Here is a 20,345-nt window from a genome sequence, read left to right on the forward strand (position 1 = left end):
CTGAGTTTCGGAAAGCACCACCGCTATAGCCACGAGATTTTTTCCCGCCTAGGATTCAAACCATGAATAGTGCTGCAGCGAAATCGGTGATGCGAGATAAGGTGAGACGAGCTCGTATTTCTAAAGATTGCCGAAGTGAAAATGCTCAAATTTCCGGACACTTGGTGAAGTTTCTTCGTGACTATCATGCGCGAGCTGTTGCCGCCTACGCTCCCCTTCCTCACGAACCGGGTTTCGACTTTGTCGCTCCTCTCGCTGCAGCCCTCGAGCAGCTCTGGTTACCGCGTGTTGCTCAACGGCACCAGCTTCGGTGGGGCCTATACCAGGGTCCAGCATCCTTGGAAAAAAGCAGCTGTGGCATACGAGAACCTCGTTTGGCAACTAGGGATGTTGCAGTTCTAGGTGAGCTTGACGCGGTTGTGGTGCCAGGTTTGAGCTACAGCCCCAGCGGTGAACGCCTCGGCCAGGGCGGTGGCTTTTATGACCGCGCATTGGCTGATCGTCCTACGTTACTCATTGGGGTGTGTTTCGCCAGCGAGGTTCAACCCATCGTAGTCGAGGCCCACGATTGCCGTGTAGACATTATCCTCACTGAGAACGGAACCGTCGATCTTCGCTGTGAGTCATAGCAGGTATGATCTACCCTTTTGCCTCGCCAGGTATTGCCCGCCAGATCGCTTTTCGACGTCTCATTTCCGCGGCTTTGATCATCAGCGCTGCCCTCTTACTTGTGGCCGGACACAATAATTCCACCGCCACCGCGATCATCTACAGTCACGACGTCGCAGCCGGAACCCGACTGAAAGCCGAGGATTTAATGGAAAAGCAGGTGGCAATCGACCTCATTCCTAGGGGACAGTCGATGAAAAAGCAAGATTTTGTGGGTCGGGTACTTATTAGTCAACGGCCTAAGTCCGCGATTGCGCTCCCCGAGGATACTATTAATACCCAATTCGATGCCAAGAATATTGTCGGCCTCGACGGCAATGCACTCATTCCTATAAGTTTGAATGATCCTGCCCTTGCGGGGTTTGTCCTTCCTGGTGACCAAATTAGTATTGTGGCGCTCTCCGCCGAGACCGGGGAACCACGCACAGTTGCCTCAGGTGCTCAGGTGGTTTTTAGTAGTAGTGCCGATCACCAGGCGGCGGGTTTAAAAACTGGATCACTTTTGCTATCCCTCGATATTGCAGACGCCGAGAGCGTGGCGGCTGCGGCGGCGCAATCCCCCATTAGCGTCATCGTAACGGGAGCACGCGCTCAAGGCTGAAGTCGGGTACGATAACTCGAAGATCGTATCCCTTCGACGAAAGTTATAGAGATGTTTCAAGGTTTCAAAGAGTTTGTGCTACGAAGTAATGTCATCGAGTTGGCCGTCGCTGTGGTTGTGGGAGGAGCCGTTACTGGCCTGGTCAACGCCTTCAGTGATTCCCTGATCAGCCCAGTAATCGCCGCGTTGGGCGGAGCTGATGTTTCTGGTCTCGGATTCTATCTGCGCCCGGGCAATGAGGCCAGCTTCCTTGATTTTGGTGCCGTGATTACTGCCGGAATCAATTTCATGATTGTGGCTTCAGTTGTCTACTTCCTCGTTATAGTTCCTATGAATAAGCTCAGTGAGACCCTTGCCAAGGAAAAAGGAGTCGACCAGACTTCTGAAGCTGCCAGCATTGAGGTGGAGCTTTTAACCGAGATCCGCGATTTGCTCAGCCAAGAGCGTGGCACTAAGTCGCATCCCTAACTGACTTATCAGGTATGTCCATATAAGAGCTCAGCACACCTCCATCTGACAAATCAACCGTCCAGCTACCCGTAATCAAATAGTCATATCAAAAACATTGGGATAGCGCTCGACGTTTTTGTCTCGGCAGGTCCCGGGTGCCGGTATTAGCCAAGCTGATGCCGTTTGATTGGTCAATGCCGCTACTGTTACGCAAATAGTCAATCAGCGTCGTGGAAGGTGCAGGCTCTTTTTCGGAGTCCTGTAGTAACGATGCGCTCGCCCCATGAGGTTCATCAGATGAACTGCAGGCACCTACCACGATGGTGAAAGCCGCCGCTTGCATAACTAAATGCCAAGCATTGGATTTTTCCATGGGGAAGAATTTATCCGTTTCACGAAAAAAGCTAAGCTCCCACTTCGAGTGGTTCTACTCCCCGTAGTGCGGCGGTCGTTGATGAAGATAATGCTCCCGTGAATAGTGATCGCACTGTTCGTGTAGAACCTCCGTTGGTTCGACTCGGTCAGCCTCGCGATCGTAGTTCTGAGCGAGGCTTTGTCGAAAGACGCGCCGCTTAGCCATTGGTTACTGGTGGACGCAGCTGATCAACTAGGTGATGAACCAGCGGGATCATCGTGGCCATCCCATCACGAATTGCGGTCCGAGATCCCGCAAGATTGACCACCACGGTAGAACCCGAGACACCAGACGTTCCCCTCGACGTGCAAGCGTCTAAAGCGTTGCACAGCATACCTGAAAAGCGTAAAGCCTGAGCAATCCCTGGCACTTCCTGATCGAGAACCGCTTTGGTGGCCCTCAAGGTCTTATCGCGCGGGCCCACACCTGTTCCCCCTATTGTCACCACTAGGTCAGCTCCACCGATGACTCCTGCCTCGATACCGTTGCGAATCTGCGAGGCCTTTGCGGGAACCCTAATAGAGCCATCCACCACGAATCCGCCCTCAGCCAGCAATTCAGCGACGAGTGTGCAGGTTGCTTCACATTCGCGGTCATCACGACTATCAGTGACCAAAACTGCCAGAGCGCGGCGCAACCCCTTCTTATGCTCAGCTTGTTCTTGGGCGAAGAAGAGATCATCGTCAGGTTCTCGGATATCACTCAGCTTTGATAGATCTCGGGGCAAATTTAAATGGTTTTTGGAACCCATATTATGCTCAGTTTCTCCTTGAAAATTAGGCGGTCGCTCGGTTTCTTATTAACCTACTCGTCGGAAAGTCGAACCTCTACCTCCCGCGGATTTTCACCCCTGAGATCCGTTAGTTTGAGAGTTATGGTCTGGCCGAAGTCAGCAGATCGCACGGCCGCTATAAGAGCGTCAGCACTGTCAATGCGGCGATCACCAAATCCTACTACTACGTCGCCTGGGCGTAGGCCCGCAGTTTCACCTGGGCTCCCTGAAGTGGTATCAGCGATGACAGCACCAACGATGCGGGGGTCGTTGCCTAATCGAATTCCGATCATGGGCTGCTTAGCTTCCCCGCTCTCAATTAATTGCTGCGCTACTCGTTTGGCAAAATTGGCGGGAATGGCGAAGCCCAATCCAATCGATCCAGCACTGTCACCGTTGTGCGGAATCGAGGCAATCATAGAATTGATACCTATCTGATTTCCGTTCATATCCACGAGTGGTCCACCTGAGTTTCCGGGGTTGATCGCAGCATCGGTTTGGATAGCGTCGATGAGGGAGGACTGGCCGAGGTCCCTGCTGCTGGCTCGTACGGGTCGATTAATTGCCGAGATCACCCCCGTTGTTACTGTCGAAGACAATCCGAGGGGGGCACCGACTGCGACGACAGGTTGTCCTACTTGGATCGATGAGGAGTCGCCGAAGCTCATAACGGGAAGATCCTGGACGTCATCGATTTTTACAACAGCTACATCGGTATTGGGATCCCCGGCTACAAAGCGAGCTTGCATGCGACGTCCATCGTTGAACACAACCGTGATCAGCGTGCGGTGGGGATCACCCGCAGTTCCCTCCACAACGTGGTTATTTGTCAGGATATAGCCGTCGGGTGACAGGACTGAACCTGACCCTTCTGACACTCCCGTGGAGTCGCTGACCTTCAACGAAACCACCGCCGGTAGCACCTTGGCTGCCACTTCCTGAACTCCCCCGGTTGGCATGTCAGGTGTGACCCCGTGACTAACTGGAGCATTTAATGCAGCAATGACTTGACCTTGGGACTGGTTATTGGTTGATAGTTGGGTGGCATAAATGCCGGTCAAAGTACCTGAACCGACGGCCGCTGCTAGTGCTAGAGCTATAGCACTGCGAACACCGATGGTGCGCTTTGGGGTGGCTAAAGACTGGGGATCTGGTGTCTGCTGTGCAACGATTGGCTGGGCGTAGGGGTTAACAACCTGCTCAAAGCGAGGATCGCGCTCGGGATGGATCCATTGATTATTATCGTTCATATCAGTCATGATGCTCCACGTTTGTTAAGGGAGGCTGGAATGATTTTAAAAAGAGTCTGTGAATCTAGCTTATCTTCTTTGTGTTCCGCCGACTGCGTCGGGGTCCGTTGATCCCGGAATGGTCACTCGCATTAGTGTGCCGCCGTCCTCGGAATCTAGGACTTCTATAGTGCCGTGATGGCGCGCAATCACCTTGGCCACAATCGATAGCCCTAAGCCGGACCCAGGTACCGCTCGAGCCTCAATTGACCGGTAGAATCGCCCGAATACTTTGTGCCTCTCCCTTGGGGCAATTCCAGGTCCCGAGTCAGCAACAGATAGCTCCAAGAGATCTGAAGAGAGTTGCTCCATATTTACCTTGACAGGGGCCCCCGGGGGAGAGAATTTCGCCGCATTATCAATCAAGTTGAGGATGGCTCGATCTATCCCTTGGAGATCTCCCCATAAATACCAAGGACTGAGATTCGCTATGAATTGAATATCGGGGCGCCTGCGGCGCACTTTTTCAAAGGCCTCGTCAACGGAGTCGGCTAACTCGACCACTTGCAGTTCTAGGGAGGATGAATCTTCGCGTGCTAGATCTCCCAAGGTCTCGATAAGGGTGGTCAATTCTTCCATCTGCGCCAGCACATCGGATTCCATCTCAGCGCGATCACTGGCACTTATCCCGCCTTGTTTTTCCATCATCATGAGCAATTCAATATTGGTTCGCATAGAAGTCAACGGTGTTTTAAGTTCATGACCCGCATCAGCGATGAGTTCTGCTTGTTGTTTGCGGGACTCTTCCAATGCTCGAAGCATCTCGTTGAAGGAAGTGGTCAGTTGGGCTAATTCTACTGTGCCTGAGACCGGAATCGGCTCGAGTTTTTTGGTTTTGGTGACTTCTTCTACAGCAGCTTGCAGTGCTACCAAAGGCCGTAATCCTGCCCTAGCAACAAATAAACCTATTGCCACTGCGAGTACGATACCCAGGCCTGCGATAATCAGTAAAACAAAACCTAGAGCAGCTAAGAGCGACTGAACGCCACCAAAGTCGCGGGCTATCATCACCATAGTGCGCTGGTCATCGATAAGCAGATAGATGCGTTTTCCGTCAATAGTTTCTACTTTAGATCGGTCGGTGGCTCGAATGACCGGAAGCGGGAGTTCATCGCCAACGGAATAGACCCAGTCGGAGCGCTGCACAGTGGCAAAATAGTCAGGGTTGCGGACCTTGAAATAATCAATCTCTGATCGAGCATTTAAGGCGAATTGAGGGGACTCGCTCAGAACCATCATAGATTCCGCCTTGGCACGCAGGTCTTGGTCGACTGCATTAGTAATCGCCCTCGAAGCCGATAAGTAACTGAGGATTAATACCACGAAGATGACGATCGCCACCATATAGGTGGTAAAGATTGTTACCCTCCACCGCAAAGAATTGGAGGAGCCGAACAGGTCGTCTTTAAGGAGCGCATCCTCCGCTGGCCCCACCGGCGCGGCGGGGCCAAAACTGGGACGTCTGAGGATCACGGTGCCGTATCGCGTAGAACATAACCCACGCCGCGCACCGTGTGGATGAGACGGGTCGCCCCTCCCCTCTCGGTCTTGCGGCGTAGGTAACCAATATAAACTTCCAAGGCATTACCCGAGGTTGGAAAATCGTAGCCCCAGACCTGCTCGAGGATTTGGCTGCGACTGAGTACCTTTTTGGGATTAGCGAGTAAATACTGTAAGAGAGCAAACTCGGTACGCGTGAGACTTACACGGCGGCGGCCTCTAGTGACATCACGGGTTTCGGGGTTGAGAACCAGATCGGCGAATACTAACTCGCCGCTGGCAGCAGGAGTGGTTGATTCGGCAGCAGCACGGCGCAGCAGAGATCGGACCCTTGCTAGTAGTTCTTCGAGGGCGAATGGTTTTGGAAGATAGTCATCTGCGCCAGCATCGAGTCCGGCGACGCGATCGGAAACGCCATCACGGGCGGTTAGGACGAGGATAGGACGGTCATCCCCAGAACCGCGCAGGAAGCGACACACTTCCAGCCCATCCATATTGGGCATCATGACATCCAAGATCACCAGATCTGGGTCCTCGCTGTCGATCATGCTGATCGCCGTCTCACCATCTTTGGCTGTAGTAACGGTGTATCCATTAAACGATAATGAGCGCCTGAGTGACTCTCTCACTGCTTGCTCATCGTCGACGACTAAGATTTTCATAATATAAAAAGCCCTACTGTTCTACCTCCTGACGATCAGGAGTTCATTATGCCCATCTTAAGTTACTCGGATCACTTCTACAGCACTTTTGCTAGATTAAGAAAAACCTAGCCCCATGGTGCGCAGATTTTATCCGCACCATGGGGCTAGGTTCTATATTAATAAATCTAGAACTGCTCGACGTCGACCAAGCCTAGTTTAGCTGCCCTAACCAGACGACGAGGGATACGCACAGTGCGACCATCGATCGTGACTTCCTGGAGGGCCACGTTATCAGCCTTCCACTGGGAACGGCGGGCGTGGGTATTAGCACGCGACATACGACGCTTTGGAACTGCCATTTTTTCTTCCCTCCTTAGGACTTCTTAGTGCGGCGGGCCATGCCACCGAAACGACGCTGGAACTTCTCAACACGACCAGCGGTATCCATCACGCGCTGAGCACCGGTCCAGAATGGGTGCGATTCGCTTGTGACGTCTACGACGATCAACGGATATTCGTTACCGTCCTCCCACGTGACCTTGCGGTCGCTATGAGCGGTGGAACGAGTCAGGAACTGGAAGCCAGTACCAGCATCCTGGAACACGACCGGATGGTAGTCCGGGTGGATGTCCTTCTTCATAATTCTCCGATTCCCTCAGGATTGAAACTTCAGGTCGTCTCGCCCCTACTTACTATATGGAGTGATCGTGCCTGAGTTGGGTTTCGTTTACGGTTAGTTGTCATGCTTCTACCACATATAAGCCCACCACCTATGCGGTGGCGTGATAGCAACCTCGGAAATACTACCAGCAGCAAGGGTGGAAAAGGAAATCTTCTTAGCCACTTTTACAGTGAAACTTCTCATGCGGCATCGGGTAGTACGAGGTGGTCCGCATGACTGCAACCACTAATGTGCTACTCCTTTACGTCCATCAGACTACTTTTCGGGGTCATCGAGGATTGGGATTAGGAATTTATTGAGTTTTTCGGTATGGTTGTCCCTTGCTGTTGTCGAAATTGTTCGTTAACGCCCTTAGTACCTTGTTAGCGCAGGTGTGAACGAAGGGCGGCTAGGAGAAAGTTTTACCCATGTCGGCTATTTGCCAGGTTACGGGACGCACGCCGAGTTTCGGCAAGTCTGTCTCTCACTCGCACCGACGCACTTCCCGCCGTTGGAACCCCAACGTGCAGCGTCGTAGGTTCTACCTGCCCTCTGAGGGCCGTACCATTGTTTTGAATGTTTCCACCAAGGGTCTGAAGATCATCGATCGCGACGGCATTGAGTCCGTGGTTGCACAGATCCGCGCCCGGGGAGAGAAGGTCTAACACATGGCACGTAATGACATCCGTCCAATTATCAAGCTGAAGTCTACGGCTGGCACTGGTTATACCTATGTCACTCGTAAGAATAAGCGCAACAATCCTGATCGCATTACCTTGAAAAAATACGATCCGGTTGTCCGCAAGCACGTCGAATTCCGCGAGGAGCGATAATCTATGGCTAAGAAGTCCAAGATCGCCAAGAACGAGCAGCGCAAGGAAATCGTCGCCCGCTATGCGGAGCGTCGTAACGAGCTCAAGGCAATCATTAAGAATCCCAATACCTCTGACGAGGATCGTCTGGATGCACAGTTCGAACTGAACCGTCAACCTCGCGATGCCTCCCCAGTTCGTGTCCGCAATCGCGACTCGCACGATGGCCGTCCTCGCGGTTACCTCCGCAAGTTTGGCCTGTCCCGTGTCCGTATGCGCCAGATGGCTCACCGCGGTGAGCTGCCAGGCGTTCGTAAGTCCAGCTGGTAATTCAGGGAGTATCTAATGAAGCGCACTAATATGAAGAAGGCGCGGATGGAACAATCCCGCCGCCCGAAGAAAAACCCTCTCAAGGCTCAGGGCATTGAGAAGGTAGACTACAAGGACATTAACACCCTTCGTCTATTCATCTCAGATCGCCACAAGATCCGTTCACGTCGCGTGACTGGTCTTACCCCACAGCAACAGCGTCAGGTCGCAACCGCTGTGAAGAACGCTCGCGAGATGGCTCTCCTGCCGTTCACCAGCCGCTAAGTCTGGGACGATTAACGCCTCTCTCTTCGTAGAGAGTTGCAACGACAGCCCTAAGCGCTCCACCTTATATCTGGTGGAGCGCTTTGTTGTGCACAGCGAGTTATTATTGGATTTGTGCGCTAAACTAATGTGGTTATTTTTTTACAACGGGGAAAGCTGGAAAACTGTGTTGCATGATTCTCTTCTTGAACTCGCCTCCCAGGCGCCGCAGTGCCAGAATGCTGCCACCGCTCGCGGTATTCTCCTTGAGTCTCAGGATCTCATCCGCAACGCAATTGAGCATGAGGCTAGGCCCCAAGAGCTGGTCATTTGGTTTTCACGACTTATTACCGATGTACTCCACTCGGAAGGTATCAAGGACCTGACTGGGGGTGCGGATCTAGTACTCACCGGAGCGGTCGGCCGTGGCGACGCACTGCCTAGTTCACCCATTAAGTGGCTAACCGTCGGCGGTACCGCGGTTGATACCCAGCCACTGATCGAGCTTATTGGGCAAGTAGGACTCCTGACTGAACGCACCCACTTTGGATTCGAAGCGCGGAGCAAGGAAAAGTGGATCATGGAACTGAAAGGCACTGATGGTCGTGGGTTCGCCGTCTTTGCCGACGCTGGCACGTGGCTATTAGCACACGTCGTTAACCAAGAAAATGCAGCCGTTGAGCTGCTTAAAGAGGCATTTACTTACCGACCGCCAGCCGTTAGGATGAACTCGGGATTGCCAGATCTTAAGGCTCATATCGATATTCGCCAATCGCTGCTCTATCCTATTATTGCGCTCGCTAGATGGGCTGGAGTGGCCGCGAAATCACAAGAGTTCTCTACTCCCGCGCGATTAAACTCGGCAGTGCTGGCGGGAACGCTCGAGGCTGCGCAGGCAGACTATCTGCGCACCGCGTGGGAATCTGGACTAGGCTTGCAATTTAGACGCTTCACTGATCGAGTACATGGCCACGAAACCACCGCCGCTTCTTTGCCTGCCATTCAGCGCAGTACTTATGGAGCGTCGACACGTATGGTTTCGGATGTATTTTCTTCCCTAGAGTCCGCGCTTCCTGCACAGAAAGAGGTATAAGGATGGCTGGAGCAGTGGGGCGTCCCCGCAAAAACAGTCCTCGTCGGCGTGGCGCTACCGCCCGCGAAGAGATCTTGGATGCAGCCGCGGAGTTATTCACCACCCAAGGCTTTGCCACTACGTCCACCCACCAGATAGCTGATGCGGTGGGTATTAGGCAAGCGAGTCTGTACTACCACTTTCCTTCTAAGACTGAGATATTTCTAACCTTACTTAACTCCACGGTAGAACCGTCGATGGCGCTCGCTGCGCATTTCGAAAACGCTACCTTACCCGCCCCAATGCGGCTGTGGGCGCTGACAGCCTCAGAATGTCGCCTGCTACTATCTACTCGGTGGAATGTCGGTAAACTATACCAACTGCCAGTAGTGAGCTCCGAAGAATTTGCCACCTATCATGATCAGCGTCGCCGGTTGCGGGAATTCTTCCGCGCAACCGCGGCTGAAATTGTGGGCCCAGACGATCCTCGCGCTCACGTACCTTTTCTTTTAGCCACCTCGGTGAGCGAAATGCGCGATAATGACGGCTCGACCCCATATCAGCTCAGTTCCACCTGCCTGCCGGAAACGGCGTGCATGCTCGCCGACGCAGCTCTCGCCGTTTTAAATTCCCCTCTGCCAGAAGACCGGGTCGACGTTACTCTTGATCTTTTGCGTACTTATGCCGCGCAATAATCCGATGTGCTTGCTGGATAAGTGGAGCATCGATCATTTCACCATCTAATTGGAAAGCTCCCGGGTAGTTCGCTGCTTTAGCTACAACTTTTTCTGCCCACTGATAGTGGCTGGGCTCGGGGGCGTAAGCCTTGCGAATCACCTCGACTTGGCGCGGGTGTATACACGCACTGGCGGCGAAGCCAGAGCGAGCTGCATCGGTTGCCTCCGCCCGCAGACCTTCATCATCGGTGAAGTCCCCGTAAACTGCATCGATACTGATCTTGCCGTGAGCCGCGGCTTGCATATGCATCATGGCTCGAGTCAACCGCATCGTGTCGCGATAGGTGTGCGGGTACACCTCGTCGGGTCCACGGCGCGAGTGAGTACCTCCCAGTTGCACGGTTAGGTCTTCGGCTCCCCACAAAAGGCCCACAATGCTCGGATGCGCGGCGATCGCTGGCAGGTTGACCACTGCTTGAGGAGTCTCGATCATCGCAATCACATCGAGGCCCTCTAGGACTGCTGGAATATTGGAACCTATTTTAGGCACGATCACCGTGGAATAAGGAGTCGTTTTTACGAAAGCCACATCTTGTTCAAAGAACTGACTGTCGGGACCAATCGTGCGCACAATGGTAGAAGCCGGATCCAGACCGCATGCTCGGATATTTTCATAAGCCAAGTCACGGTCGATATCACCGGCACCGTCCTCGAGGTCGAGAATGACCATATCGGCTATACGGGCTGCCTTGGGGATGATATCAACTCGGCCTGCGGGTGCAAATAGAATGGCAGGGCCAGGAAGGGTAATAGTCATAGCTTTAAAAATAGTCGATCGGGTGGCGGCTTTCTTCTAGTGCGAGCAAAACCACCACCACGATCACCAATTCCTAGTGAGCGAAGTGTCGGGTTCCCGTAAGATACATCGTCACTCCCGCGCGTTTAGCGGCCTCGATAACATCGGTGTCACGAATCGAACCACCGGGTTGCACGACCGCTTTAATACCGGCGTCCGCCAAAATTTCGAAGCCATCAGGGAAGGGGAAGAAGGCGTCTGATGCCGCCACAGCACCGCGAGCCCGTTCGATATCTCCAGCGAGACTATTAGCGCGTTCGACTGCTAATTTTGCGGCATCTACCCGATTAACCTGCCCCATGCCTACCCCCACTGTGGCGCCGTTCGCTGCAAGAAGGATGGCGTTGGACTTCACCGAGCGTACTGCCCGCCAGGCGAAGTTAAGGTCTTCTAATTCCGCTGGGTCGCTGGGAGTACCAGCAACGAGGGTCCAATTCTTGGGGTTATCCCCATGGGCATCAATTATATCTCGCGATTGGACTAGGAGGCCGCCTGCTATCTCACGGCGCTCTACTCCCCCAACGAGAGGTGGTTCGGCGCGCAGGATGCGAAGGTTTTTCTTAGCTTCGAGGATCTCGATCGCTTCAGCCTCATAGCTGGGTGCGATGATCACTTCAGTAAAGATCTCAGCGATACGGCGCGCCATGTCAGCTGTGACTTCGCGATTGGCTGCAATAACTCCACCAAATGCGGACAGTGGATCACAGTCATGGGCTAGTTGGTGAGCGTGCGCTATCGATTCATCCGAGACCGCGATGCCGCAAGGATTGGCATGTTTAATGATGGCCACGCAGCTGCGCTCGTGATCCCACGCGGCCCGCCAGGCGGCGTCAGCGTCGGTAAAGTTGTTATAACTCATTTCTTTACCGCTCAGCTGCTGTGCACTAGCGAGTCCCGTGCCCGAGCTATAGAGGGCGGCTTCTTGATGTGGGTTCTCTCCGTAACGCAGAGTGGTGCTGAGCTGGTACTCGAGCCCTAAAAATTCTGGGAATTGAGAATCAGTCTCGTTTTCGGCCATCCACGTCGCTACAGCGAGATCATATGAGGCAGTGTGCCGGAAAGCTTCGGCGGCTAAGCTCTGGCGCTGCTTAATGCTAAAGCCTCCTATTTGAAGGGCATGCTCAATATCGCTATAGCGAGCCGGGGATACCACCACGGCGACCGAGGAGTGATTTTTAGCGGCTGCCCTCACCATTGTGGGGCCCCCAATATCGATGTGCTCGACACACGAATCCACATCGGCACCCGAGGCGACGGTCTCCTTAAAGGGGTACAAGTTAACAACAACCAACTGGAAAGGGGCAATGTTGAGCTCTGCCAACTGGTGGAGATGATGGGCTTTTCGGGTATCGGCTAAAATGCCGGCGTGCACGTTGGGATGTAGAGTTTTGACCCGCCCTTCCAGGCATTCTGGAAAACCCGTCAGGTGATCCACTGCGGTTACTCCGATGCCGAGTCCAGCTATATATTTCGCGGTTGAACCAGTGGAAACGATTTCCACTCCAGCGCTGTCAAGGGCTTGGGCGAGTTCAGCGAGCCCTGTTTTATCGTAGACGCTAATGAGCGCACGGCTAATCTTTTTGCGATCTTCACTCATGGATGGAAGAAAACCTCTCTGTGTGCTGGTCCTCCCGAAATTTTCGGGCAAAAGAATTGAGAACGTCGACGATGAGCCTGCGCTCTACGTCTTTGATTCGTTCATGTAGTTCCGCCTCAGAGTCCCCGCTCAAGACCGCCACGGGCTCTTGAGCGATGATCTCACCGGTGTCCACCCCTTCATCAATAAAGTGCACGGTAGATCCTGTGATTTTCACACCGTAATCTAAGGCATCCCGCACCGCATGAGCCCCAGGAAAAGCGGGCAGTAGAGCGGGGTGGGTGTTGATGGTACGCCCTGCATAGTGATCAAGAAATGGGGCACCAAGTATCTTCATGAATCCAGCGGATACGATGAGGTCTGGCTCATACTGGGCGATAGTGACCGCTAAATCCGCATTCCACTGATCTCGATTCATTCCCAGCGGCACGATGCTGCTGGGAATACCAGCCTTTTCACTGCGCGACAACGCGGGACACGTGATATCGCACACCACCCCTACTACGTGGTATAAACCCTGGTTATCAAGGATGGATTGCAAAAGGGTGCCCGCCCCTGAGGCGAGCACCACAATTTTGAGCGGCTGAGAAGATTCGAAGCTGATCACAGGGATATCCTAGCCGTGCTGATATAAGGTTTTCCTAGTTTTCTGTCTCTTTTTCTTCTTGAGCTGATTCAAAAGCTATGTCTTCAAGGTCAGCTTCGGAGCGTTCGGGCCCGAAGGCGATTGGTTCCTCTAGATTTGCCTCTGGTTTTACCGGCTCGGATTCTTCAGCGACCTCTTCAGAATCTAATGGCCCGACCTCAATTACGCCCTCCTCATCCTTCTCCTCTAATTCTGGTTCGCTATCAGTTTTGTCGGGCTCTACCGGCTCTGATACGTTTGCGATCTCTTCGGTCTCTTGGGAATCTAAAGCTCCCGCGACTTCTGGCGATCCTGCTAGCTCAGGTTGACTGGTATCTTCTTCCGTCTCACCAGTGGCTGCCTCAGGGTGATTCCCCGTGTCGCTAGGATCTGGTTCATTAGATGTCGAGGATTCATTGTCGGTGCGCCGCGAGGCTTGGACAGTGGCGGTGGCCCACGTACAAAATAGTGCAGTGGTGAATATCGTGGGAACGAGAACTATCGCGATGACGTGTGGACCTGTCAGCCCATAAACACCCAATTCGCCCCGTCCGAAGTAAATAAGGGCCGCATTGAGTACAGTAGCCACGCTCACAGCTACGGCAGATTCTAGAGCGTTCAACCGCGCCTTTACAGCGACATAAATTGCTACACCAGCAGGTATAGCTAATAGACTAGGTGCGACACTATGAGCAGACTGAGGAATCGCGGCCATAAGCGGTAGCGGTGGTAGGGCCACCAGATTAATCCCAAAGAGGCTGATAGTTGCCTGGCCGATAATCGCTTCTGAACCAGAGAGCAAAGCTAAAGTAGCGATCATAAAATTCGGCACATACAGGAGGCTGAGAATACTCGCTCCTACGATGCCCCACGGTGAATATACCTGCACAAGCTCGGATAGCACGTGATAGTGGAAGCCTAAGGATATAAGAAGGACCACTAAGCTTGCCACAAGGCAATAAGCAATAAAACGGACTGCGGCTACTGCTCCGTCAATCAGGTTCGGCGACAGACCTGCTCGCTTTATCAGGGCGCGCCACAACCGTGGGCCCATTCCCACAACCAGAGCAAGCAGATGCAGAAGGACTGTAGCCCCCACTGCGTGCAGCAACGGTGGCACCGCAACTGGGAAAACGACGGAAGCATCAAAGAGCATCCCGGCGGCGATCAGCGTCAAGGCAGTGGGTATACCAAGGACCGCACAGGCAATAACCGCGAGATCATAAAGGCTGACGCGGTCCTTAATCAAACGGTAGACCGTTCGAGCCTGTACACAAGCGAAGAGGAGAGGAGGCGCGAGGGGTACGTAGGAGATCACCACATCCTCACCGCTGAGGGGCGCTGCATTAAAAGCTAACCAACCCAACGCAATCGTGGCAGGTAGAGCCGCCATGGAGGTTTCAGTGAGAAGTAAAATAAGCAGGGCGCCAGAAATTATCACACCCAGAATAACTGCTATGGGAACCGTCAAGGTAAAGAGGATATGACGAATTTTAGCTTTTATACTCAGGTCAGCTGGAATCTTGTCCGTGGAAGAGATCCTGGCACTTTTCTTCTTCGACGTGCTCGTGCGTGAAGCGGGAGCGGTTGATCTCACCGCTGTTCGCGGGCGACGAATACGCTGCGGTTCGACACTCGGGCCGGTCTTTTTGCTCATTCTTTCCAGTCTGCCATCACCTGTGGGGATCAGCCAGAAAGACGCGGCCACCCCTGAAAAATTTAAATCAATCTACACCTCGAATGCGCACAACCTCACAAGTCCAAACCTCCCGTACGGGTGGTGCCGAGGATATCTATCTGCCTCGAACTAGGGAATCTCTTAAACGCGGCAATATGGAGTGAATACTGGCTGTGGTGGCAAGTTTGTGAAATCGGAAGAGATTAAGCTTACTCTCCTACCCTTACCCGGTAGCCACTGCTCACGCGTCACCGCGGGAATTTTGGGGATAAGAGAAGGACCCCGCTCAACCTATCTCCTAAGCACAACCTCAAAGAATGTGGGGCATGCGTCAGCTGCAGTCCATATACTTATTAAGGCACTAGAAGAATATGTCTAAGAGTAGGCGAGCAATCGATAGGCACTGTGTGAACCACCAGCAATAAGATGAGGGGTATCACGATTGATAAGAAGTATTTTTTCTTCGCAATTGGCTTGCCTATCGCTTCGCTAACAGCTAGTGTTATATCGCAGTACATAACAAACTGGTTACAATCGTGATTAAGATGTAACACCAGCGATAATGCGTGTTCATAGAGGACAATACGCAAATTTTATTGTCCGTCAGGTTTCCAACAAGCAAAGGGAAGTTAGCTTCATGCATCAGCCACGAACTCGGAGTGGGGGCAAGCACCGCAAGCAGATCAACCCAGTCCGCGGGAGAGTAGCTTTCGTTGCAGCTGCTACCGGCATCGCTTCCTCTGCGGGCGCCACTGGCGCCGCCTTAGCCGCAGCACCCCAGTCCGGCTCGCCCGCTATTAAGCTTGCCGCTAATGATGTCCCGGCCGCAGATCTTGCTGCTCCTCAAATTCTGGAGTTTGCGGAATTCAAGCCGGCTTTTAACCTCACCGACCAACTGATCAAAGCTATCGCTTTCTCCGCTCAGGTCGAAGAGGCTGATCATCTTGCTAGGACCCCAAAAAATATTGTTGTAAAGCCTGCTGAGGGTTTATTCACCTCAGGTTTTGGTGCGCGATGGGGAACCATGCACAACGGTATCGATATCGCGAATGCTATGGGGACTCCCATCGTTGCTGCCATGTCAGGTACTGTTATTGACGCTGGTCCCGCATCAGGTTTTGGCAACTGGGTTCGAGTACTGCATGACGATGGAACGATCACCGTTTATGGCCATATGGAGACCGTCGAGGTCGTTGTTGGTCAGCATGTAGATGCTGGCCAGCGTATTGCTGGCATGGGCTCTCGCGGTTGGTCAACTGGATCTCATCTTCATTTCGAGGTTCACCCTGCGGGTCAAGGTCCTATCGACCCGGTGCCGTGGCTAGCTGAACGTGGCGTTTTCGTCGCTTAAGTTGGCTCACTAGATCACCCCCCACCTCTGAAGAGGTTGGGGGATTTTTGTGTCTTAACCCACAGTCACTTGCCCTACTCTTAAGTTACTCGGTAACCTCAAAGTTAGTTACTCAGTAACCTCTATTCTTAGGAGAAGGCAGCACCATGGCTATCAAGCAAGCACTCCTTGCGCTACTGCTCAGACAACGCCTCACACCCAGTCAATTGCAAGCGCAATTCCTCGAACTGACCGACCACACTCAAACCCTCAATATGGGGCAAGTAACCCAGACCCTCAAGAGGCTCGAACGAGATCAGCTCATCACTGCAGCTGGCCCCATCACTGGCGCCAACGGACACCAATCGGAAAGTTACCTCATCACCGAACAAGGCGCTGAACTCGTCCGCGAGTGGTTTAGGCGCCCAGTATCTACCCCGTTAAGCGAAAGAGATGAATTAGAAACAAAGATCTACCTCGCTATTGCCGACCCATCCATCGACCTCATCGATCTACTCGATAATCAGCGCTCCGAAATTTTAGGCCAGCTTCGCATCTTAAATAAGCAGGCTCGAGAGCTACCCCACCAACGCCTCCCGCGACGTCTGCTGATCGAACACCGCATCTACACTCTCGAAGCTCAGGCTCGCTGGCTCGATCGCATCGAATCCCTCCACCCCTGCCCCACCCACCAAGGAGAACGGTAATGTACCCCATCGAACTCAACGGCATCTCTTGCGTATTCGGCTCCGGCGCCCGGCGCGTCGTGGCCCTCGATCATATCGATCTCACAGTGGGTCAAGGCGAGCTTGTCGCCGTCATGGGACCATCCGGATCAGGGAAATCCACCTTGCTCAATGTTGCGGGTTTATTACAACAACCTACATCAGGGCGGGTTCTTATTGATGGTGTTGATACCTCCAATATGAATGATGCTTATGCTGCCCGACTGCGTCGCCAACACATCGGAGTAGTTTTCCAGCGCTATAACCTCATACCAACGCTGACAGTAGCCGAGAATATTGCGCTTCCTCTAGAGCTTGAGGGTGCTTCCTTTGCCAGCCTCACCGACGATATCGCCGCGGCTTTGGAGGAAGTGGGACTTTCGGACACCTTCGACCGATACCCAGGGGAGATCTCCGGTGGGCAAGCGCAGCGCGTCGCCATTGCTCGAGCCCTCATTGGTCCTCGAAGTATCGTGCTTGCTGATGAGCCCACAGGGGCTTTGGACACCTCCAGCAGCGAAGAGGTAATGAAAGTCCTCCGAGATCGAGTTGATCGCGGTGCCGCAGGAATTCTGGTGACCCACGAACCTCGTTTAGCGGCCTGGACTGACCGCATTGTCCATGTCCGTGACGGCAAAATCTCAGTGAAGGAGTTCTAATGAGCGCGTATATAGCCAGTCTTAGGCCCACGCTTCGAGACTTAAGAGCGCACCTATGGAGAAGTATTGCTGGTATATTGCTCGTTACTATCCCCGTAGCGGTGGTGAGCTTTAATATCGCCATGGACCAGTCGCGTATGAGCCTCTCGGATCTTCGCGCCGACACAACTGTCGTAGAGTCTCTCGGAGGCCAGTGTAAACAAGATATCACCGGGTATAACTACGAATGCTCTAACGAGTCCGATGCCCGCACAGATCCCCGCTCAGAAGCTCGGATCTTTGGTGCACGCACTCAGCTCGAGCCCGTTGCCACAGCAGAGGCTCTCGCTACTATCGACGGCAGAAATACTACACTCCAGATCACGCATATCCCTGATAATCAGGCCCTCGAACGGGCGCCTTCATTAAACCCAGGAGAGATTATCATTGGCGAAGGATCAGCGGGACGGTTAGGGCTGCGGCCAGGAGATACGCTGAGGGTGACGGAAAATCGGCTCATTGATAGCACCCGTGCAGCCACAACCACCCTCACAGTAAAATCCATATCGCCAGGCTGGGACAGCTTCGTGCTCATCGGCTCCCTCCTCTCTGTCGACGACGTGGCCCAATCAGCCAACACCCAGTGGGTCCTCAGGGATGCCGAAACCCCGAGCTGGTCCACCGTGAAGCAGGCCAATGCCCGCGGCATGGTGGTGCAATCGGAAGCTGTCATGGAATCGGCTTCGGATATCCCTGACGAAGAACTCTATCCAGGTTTTGACTTGAAGGACTTTAATTCTTCCTACGCAGCAGAGTCTGTGATGTGGTTGTTCATATCATTCACTTTTATCCTCATTCTCTTGCTGATCATGATGAGTGTGATCACTCCTGTTTTTGCTATTGCGGCCACGAAACAGGCCGAGGTCTACGCCCAGATGCGCACCCAGGGCGCTTCCCGACGCCATATTCGCCTCGCGGTTTTAAGCTACGGCCTCGTCACCGCTCTTATCGGCGCCACCCTGGGGCTGGTCATCGGATTGGGTACCTTCTTTTTTCGGTGGACGTACCTCTTTCCTGATTTCAGCTTAGATTTTGCCCCGCTGCTTCAGCTATTAGTGTTCGTTACCGCTGTAGCTGGGGGTATAGGAGCCGCATATGTGCCCGCCCTCCTGGCTAGTCGCGGGTCCCCTATCGCTGGGGTTACCCTGAATCGCTCCGACCAGATTCTGCGCTGGCACAAGTGGATGACCATCGGTCCTGTGCTGCTCCTGCTGAGCATTATTGGTGCTATCGCCCTGCATTCCTTACCGCACTCTTCCGAGGCCGTAGCCTATTCCAGTGGGGACACTGTCATGGCCCTTGCAGCCATCCAGTTCTTGCTAACAGTGGGAGGAATACTCGGTCTCATCGGCTGCGTTCCGGGGTTGATCTACCTTGCGGGGCTGATCAGAAAACCACTATCCGCACGTCTGGCAGCTCGGCTCGTGAGAAGGCAAGCCCTGCGCTCGAGCTCCATCGTGATGGCGCTCTTGGCCATTGCAACAATAACAACCTTCCTCACAGTCACCGGCCTCGGCTACTCTAGTCCGTGGCGCGTCGTCGAGGCTAAAACATTCTCGGAAACACTTGTCACCATTGGGAGTGCTACCGAGAAAACATCTCCGGATATCGCCAGCGCCTTATCCGCCCGCGATGAAAATATCGAAAAAGTTGTCGCCGGCGCCACTATTACCCCACTGCCAACCCTGACGACCTCGGACTGGTCAGATTTCTCCCTGGAGATTGCAGATGGCTGCCGCGCTCACGATTGGTCTCATTTCTCCTATCAAGGTCAATCGCCTACTGATTCTCCTGAGGCGGCTCGGCACTGTCGACATAAGATATTAAATCCCACTGTGAATCTGCAATCAGGCATCTCAACAATAGTATTAGGAGAGGCCGATAACGGAATCCTGGACCTCTTTACCTTAAGTCCAGAGCAACGTGCCCGCGCCGCTGACGTTCTTGCAGCAGGTGGAGTCTTGGGAAGTAGCGCCATCGTCCACGAGGGCGCCACGGCAGACTTTATTCTGAGTGAACTTCCCCAAGACGAGGGAGTCCATACCATTGGACGAGCCCAACTCCCCTTCGCGGCTGTTCTGCCCGAATTCTATAATGGGTGGATCCTGAGCCCACAGGCTGCCCAAGCGCTCATCCAGCAGAATCAGACCATCAAGTTCGACACCTCAACCTACGCGGTCAACTTCCCCGAGATTCCCTCATCGAAGATACTCAACAAGATCTCCGAAATGGTCGACGATTATTACTACACCTCCTACTTCCCAGAATCGCAATTCCAGGCGGAGTACCTCTTCCTAGCGGCATTATTCATTGTGATTGTAGCTCTGATGATCATTCTGGCAGCGCCAACAATGAGGCAGCAGAACGAACAACTATTCACTCTCGGCGCCGCGCCGAAGCTGCTCAGCGCAATCAGCGCCTTTTATGGAATTATCACCACATTATTGGCTACTATTCCAGCCCTGATCTTAGGACATGGGCTCGGTTATATTTTACTCGACAGTAGCGAATATGATATCAACGGCGAACTCATCTCTTTGGGTGGCCGGGGGCTATACCAAGGTTCGTGGCCGATCGTCATTCTCTTCCTTCTAGTGCTTCCCGCCGTGGCGGGGCTGCTGGGGGCCTTCCTCGGCCGTCCGCGCGATCTGGTGAAGTACCGACAGGATTAGAAATAGGGGCCATGAGATATGGCCCCCAT

The 20,345-nt window shown here is 53.4% G+C and carries 24 protein-coding genes; 13 read left to right on the forward strand and 11 right to left on the reverse strand.

Annotation, left to right across the window (positions count from 1 at the left end):
• Positions 1-62: 62 nt before the first annotated feature.
• Genes NXT01_RS05305 through mscL form a run of 3 tightly spaced genes read left to right on the forward strand, consistent with a single transcriptional unit; the run spans position 63 to position 1,738 of the window.
• Complete coding sequence (locus NXT01_RS05305; protein WP_259078339.1) at positions 63-629, forward strand: 5-formyltetrahydrofolate cyclo-ligase; 567 nt, start codon at positions 63-65, stop codon at positions 627-629.
• Positions 630-634: 5 nt separating this feature from the next.
• On the forward strand, positions 635-1,270 hold the full coding sequence (locus NXT01_RS05310) for a hypothetical protein (protein WP_259078340.1): 636 nt from the start codon (positions 635-637) through the stop codon (positions 1,268-1,270).
• Between the two features lie 51 nt (positions 1,271-1,321).
• Positions 1,322-1,738: a large conductance mechanosensitive channel protein MscL gene (mscL, locus tag NXT01_RS05315; protein ID WP_259078341.1), complete on the forward strand. Its 417-nt coding sequence runs from the start codon at positions 1,322-1,324 to the stop codon at positions 1,736-1,738.
• Positions 1,739-1,826: 88 nt separating this feature from the next.
• Here mscL and NXT01_RS05320 read toward each other — a convergent pair whose 3' ends face one another.
• The 7 genes from NXT01_RS05320 to NXT01_RS05350 form a co-directional block, all read right to left on the reverse strand.
• Positions 1,827-2,093: a hypothetical protein gene (locus NXT01_RS05320; RefSeq protein ID WP_259078342.1), complete on the reverse strand. Its 267-nt coding sequence runs from the start codon at positions 2,091-2,093 to the stop codon at positions 1,827-1,829.
• A gap of 199 nt (positions 2,094-2,292) precedes the next feature.
• Positions 2,293-2,886, reverse strand: a complete 594-nt coding sequence (locus tag NXT01_RS05325) for a molybdenum cofactor biosynthesis protein B (protein ID WP_259078344.1) — start codon at positions 2,884-2,886, stop codon at positions 2,293-2,295.
• A 53-nt stretch (positions 2,887-2,939) separates the two neighbouring features.
• Complete coding sequence (locus NXT01_RS05330; RefSeq protein ID WP_259078345.1) at positions 2,940-4,166, reverse strand: S1C family serine protease; 1,227 nt, start codon at positions 4,164-4,166, stop codon at positions 2,940-2,942.
• A gap of 60 nt (positions 4,167-4,226) precedes the next feature.
• The gene (locus tag NXT01_RS05335) at positions 4,227-5,669 is read right to left on the reverse strand and encodes a HAMP domain-containing sensor histidine kinase (protein ID WP_259078346.1); all 1,443 of its coding nucleotides are present in this window, start codon (positions 5,667-5,669) and stop codon (positions 4,227-4,229) included.
• Entirely contained in the window at positions 5,666-6,358 is a 693-nt protein-coding gene (locus tag NXT01_RS05340; protein ID WP_259078347.1) for a response regulator transcription factor, read from the reverse strand. Before NXT01_RS05340 ends, NXT01_RS05335 begins: the two co-directional genes overlap by 4 nt.
• A 167-nt stretch (positions 6,359-6,525) precedes the next feature.
• Positions 6,526-6,699, reverse strand: coding sequence for a 50S ribosomal protein L32 (gene rpmF, locus NXT01_RS05345; protein ID WP_259078348.1), 174 nt, complete (start codon positions 6,697-6,699; stop codon positions 6,526-6,528).
• Between the two features lie 14 nt (positions 6,700-6,713).
• Positions 6,714-6,980 (reverse strand): type B 50S ribosomal protein L31, encoded by a 267-nt coding sequence (locus NXT01_RS05350; protein WP_259078349.1) that lies wholly within the window; start codon positions 6,978-6,980, stop codon positions 6,714-6,716.
• Between the two features lie 449 nt (positions 6,981-7,429).
• Here NXT01_RS05350 and rpmB point away from each other — a divergent pair, with 449 nt between their 5' ends.
• The 6 genes from rpmB (at position 7,430) to NXT01_RS05380 (ending at position 10,153) form a co-directional block, all read left to right on the forward strand.
• On the forward strand, positions 7,430-7,666 hold the full coding sequence (gene rpmB, locus NXT01_RS05355; protein ID WP_259078350.1) for a 50S ribosomal protein L28: 237 nt from the start codon (positions 7,430-7,432) through the stop codon (positions 7,664-7,666).
• Positions 7,667-7,669: 3 nt separating this feature from the next.
• Positions 7,670-7,834, forward strand: coding sequence for a 50S ribosomal protein L33 (rpmG, locus tag NXT01_RS05360; RefSeq protein ID WP_006063179.1), 165 nt, complete (start codon positions 7,670-7,672; stop codon positions 7,832-7,834).
• Between the two features lie 3 nt (positions 7,835-7,837).
• A complete protein-coding gene (rpsN, locus tag NXT01_RS05365) occupies positions 7,838-8,143 on the forward strand; it encodes a 30S ribosomal protein S14 (RefSeq protein WP_259078353.1) in 306 nt (101 codons plus the stop codon).
• A gap of 15 nt (positions 8,144-8,158) precedes the next feature.
• Positions 8,159-8,407 carry a 30S ribosomal protein S18 gene (gene rpsR, locus NXT01_RS05370; protein ID WP_259078355.1) on the forward strand — a complete coding sequence of 83 codons (249 nt, stop codon included), beginning with the start codon at positions 8,159-8,161 and terminating at the stop codon, positions 8,405-8,407.
• A gap of 169 nt (positions 8,408-8,576) precedes the next feature.
• Positions 8,577-9,479 carry a putative nucleotidyltransferase substrate binding domain-containing protein gene (locus NXT01_RS05375; RefSeq protein ID WP_259078458.1) on the forward strand — a complete coding sequence of 301 codons (903 nt, stop codon included), beginning with the start codon at positions 8,577-8,579 and terminating at the stop codon, positions 9,477-9,479.
• A 2-nt stretch (positions 9,480-9,481) separates the two neighbouring features.
• Positions 9,482-10,153: a TetR/AcrR family transcriptional regulator gene (locus tag NXT01_RS05380; protein WP_259078357.1), complete on the forward strand. Its 672-nt coding sequence runs from the start codon at positions 9,482-9,484 to the stop codon at positions 10,151-10,153.
• Here NXT01_RS05380 and NXT01_RS05385 read toward each other — a convergent pair.
• The 4 genes from NXT01_RS05385 to NXT01_RS05400 all read right to left on the reverse strand — a co-directional run bounded on the left by NXT01_RS05385 (position 10,116) and on the right by NXT01_RS05400 (position 14,870).
• Positions 10,116-10,952, reverse strand: coding sequence for a CoA ester lyase (locus tag NXT01_RS05385; RefSeq protein WP_259078358.1), 837 nt, complete (start codon positions 10,950-10,952; stop codon positions 10,116-10,118). The two genes, NXT01_RS05380 and NXT01_RS05385, sit on opposite strands and share 38 nt — an antisense overlap.
• A gap of 73 nt (positions 10,953-11,025) precedes the next feature.
• Complete coding sequence (purH, locus tag NXT01_RS05390; RefSeq protein WP_259078359.1) at positions 11,026-12,588, reverse strand: bifunctional phosphoribosylaminoimidazolecarboxamide formyltransferase/IMP cyclohydrolase; 1,563 nt, start codon at positions 12,586-12,588, stop codon at positions 11,026-11,028.
• Positions 12,581-13,201, reverse strand: coding sequence for a phosphoribosylglycinamide formyltransferase (gene purN / locus NXT01_RS05395; RefSeq protein ID WP_396124749.1), 621 nt, complete (start codon positions 13,199-13,201; stop codon positions 12,581-12,583). The genes purH and purN overlap by 8 nt, the downstream gene beginning before the upstream one ends.
• 28 nt (positions 13,202-13,229) lie before the next feature.
• Positions 13,230-14,870 carry a DUF6350 family protein gene (locus NXT01_RS05400; protein ID WP_259078362.1) on the reverse strand — a complete coding sequence of 547 codons (1,641 nt, stop codon included), beginning with the start codon at positions 14,868-14,870 and terminating at the stop codon, positions 13,230-13,232.
• A 658-nt stretch (positions 14,871-15,528) separates the two neighbouring features.
• Here NXT01_RS05400 and NXT01_RS05405 point away from each other — a divergent pair.
• From NXT01_RS05405 to NXT01_RS05420, 4 genes are all read left to right on the forward strand, one after another.
• A complete protein-coding gene (locus NXT01_RS05405; protein ID WP_259078364.1) occupies positions 15,529-16,242 on the forward strand; it encodes a M23 family metallopeptidase in 714 nt (237 codons plus the stop codon).
• A gap of 146 nt (positions 16,243-16,388) precedes the next feature.
• Positions 16,389-16,928: a PadR family transcriptional regulator gene (locus tag NXT01_RS05410; protein WP_259078365.1), complete on the forward strand. Its 540-nt coding sequence runs from the start codon at positions 16,389-16,391 to the stop codon at positions 16,926-16,928.
• On the forward strand, positions 16,928-17,605 hold the full coding sequence (locus NXT01_RS05415) for an ABC transporter ATP-binding protein (RefSeq protein WP_259078366.1): 678 nt from the start codon (positions 16,928-16,930) through the stop codon (positions 17,603-17,605). Before NXT01_RS05410 ends, NXT01_RS05415 begins: the two co-directional genes overlap by 1 nt.
• The gene (locus tag NXT01_RS05420) at positions 17,605-20,316 is read left to right on the forward strand and encodes an ABC transporter permease (RefSeq protein ID WP_259078367.1); all 2,712 of its coding nucleotides are present in this window, start codon (positions 17,605-17,607) and stop codon (positions 20,314-20,316) included. The genes NXT01_RS05415 and NXT01_RS05420 overlap by 1 nt, the downstream gene beginning before the upstream one ends.
• Positions 20,317-20,345 lie beyond the last annotated feature (29 nt).

This window comes from Corynebacterium sp. ES2775-CONJ, assembly GCF_024814515.1.
In the GTDB taxonomy this organism is placed as follows: Bacteria; Actinomycetota; Actinomycetes; order Mycobacteriales; family Mycobacteriaceae; genus Corynebacterium.

Coding starts and splice junctions, on each gene's coding strand:
- rpmF (WP_259078348.1), bottom strand. CDS start 6,699: ATGGCAGTTCCAAAGCGTCGTATGTCGCGTGCTAATACCCACGCCCGC.
- NXT01_RS05350 (WP_259078349.1), bottom strand. CDS start 6,980: ATGAAGAAGGACATCCACCCGGACTACCATCCGGTCGTGTTCCAGGAT.
- NXT01_RS05305 (WP_259078339.1), top strand. CDS start 63: ATGAATAGTGCTGCAGCGAAATCGGTGATGCGAGATAAGGTGAGACGA.
- rpsN (WP_259078353.1), top strand. CDS start 7,838: ATGGCTAAGAAGTCCAAGATCGCCAAGAACGAGCAGCGCAAGGAAATC.
- NXT01_RS05405 (WP_259078364.1), top strand. CDS start 15,529: ATGCATCAGCCACGAACTCGGAGTGGGGGCAAGCACCGCAAGCAGATC.
- NXT01_RS05310 (WP_259078340.1), top strand. CDS start 635: ATGATCTACCCTTTTGCCTCGCCAGGTATTGCCCGCCAGATCGCTTTT.
- NXT01_RS05340 (WP_259078347.1), bottom strand. CDS start 6,358: ATGAAAATCTTAGTCGTCGACGATGAGCAAGCAGTGAGAGAGTCACTC.
- rpmG (WP_006063179.1), top strand. CDS start 7,670: ATGGCACGTAATGACATCCGTCCAATTATCAAGCTGAAGTCTACGGCT.
- NXT01_RS05380 (WP_259078357.1), top strand. CDS start 9,482: ATGGCTGGAGCAGTGGGGCGTCCCCGCAAAAACAGTCCTCGTCGGCGT.
- NXT01_RS05320 (WP_259078342.1), bottom strand. CDS start 2,093: ATGGAAAAATCCAATGCTTGGCATTTAGTTATGCAAGCGGCGGCTTTC.
- NXT01_RS05420 (WP_259078367.1), top strand. CDS start 17,605: ATGAGCGCGTATATAGCCAGTCTTAGGCCCACGCTTCGAGACTTAAGA.
- rpsR (WP_259078355.1), top strand. CDS start 8,159: ATGAAGCGCACTAATATGAAGAAGGCGCGGATGGAACAATCCCGCCGC.
- NXT01_RS05400 (WP_259078362.1), bottom strand. CDS start 14,870: ATGAGCAAAAAGACCGGCCCGAGTGTCGAACCGCAGCGTATTCGTCGC.
- purH (WP_259078359.1), bottom strand. CDS start 12,588: ATGAGTGAAGATCGCAAAAAGATTAGCCGTGCGCTCATTAGCGTCTAC.
- rpmB (WP_259078350.1), top strand. CDS start 7,430: ATGTCGGCTATTTGCCAGGTTACGGGACGCACGCCGAGTTTCGGCAAG.
- NXT01_RS05410 (WP_259078365.1), top strand. CDS start 16,389: ATGGCTATCAAGCAAGCACTCCTTGCGCTACTGCTCAGACAACGCCTC.
- NXT01_RS05385 (WP_259078358.1), bottom strand. CDS start 10,952: ATGACTATTACCCTTCCTGGCCCTGCCATTCTATTTGCACCCGCAGGC.
- NXT01_RS05325 (WP_259078344.1), bottom strand. CDS start 2,886: ATGGGTTCCAAAAACCATTTAAATTTGCCCCGAGATCTATCAAAGCTG.
- NXT01_RS05330 (WP_259078345.1), bottom strand. CDS start 4,166: ATGACTGATATGAACGATAATAATCAATGGATCCATCCCGAGCGCGAT.
- NXT01_RS05415 (WP_259078366.1), top strand. CDS start 16,928: ATGTACCCCATCGAACTCAACGGCATCTCTTGCGTATTCGGCTCCGGC.
- mscL (WP_259078341.1), top strand. CDS start 1,322: ATGTTTCAAGGTTTCAAAGAGTTTGTGCTACGAAGTAATGTCATCGAG.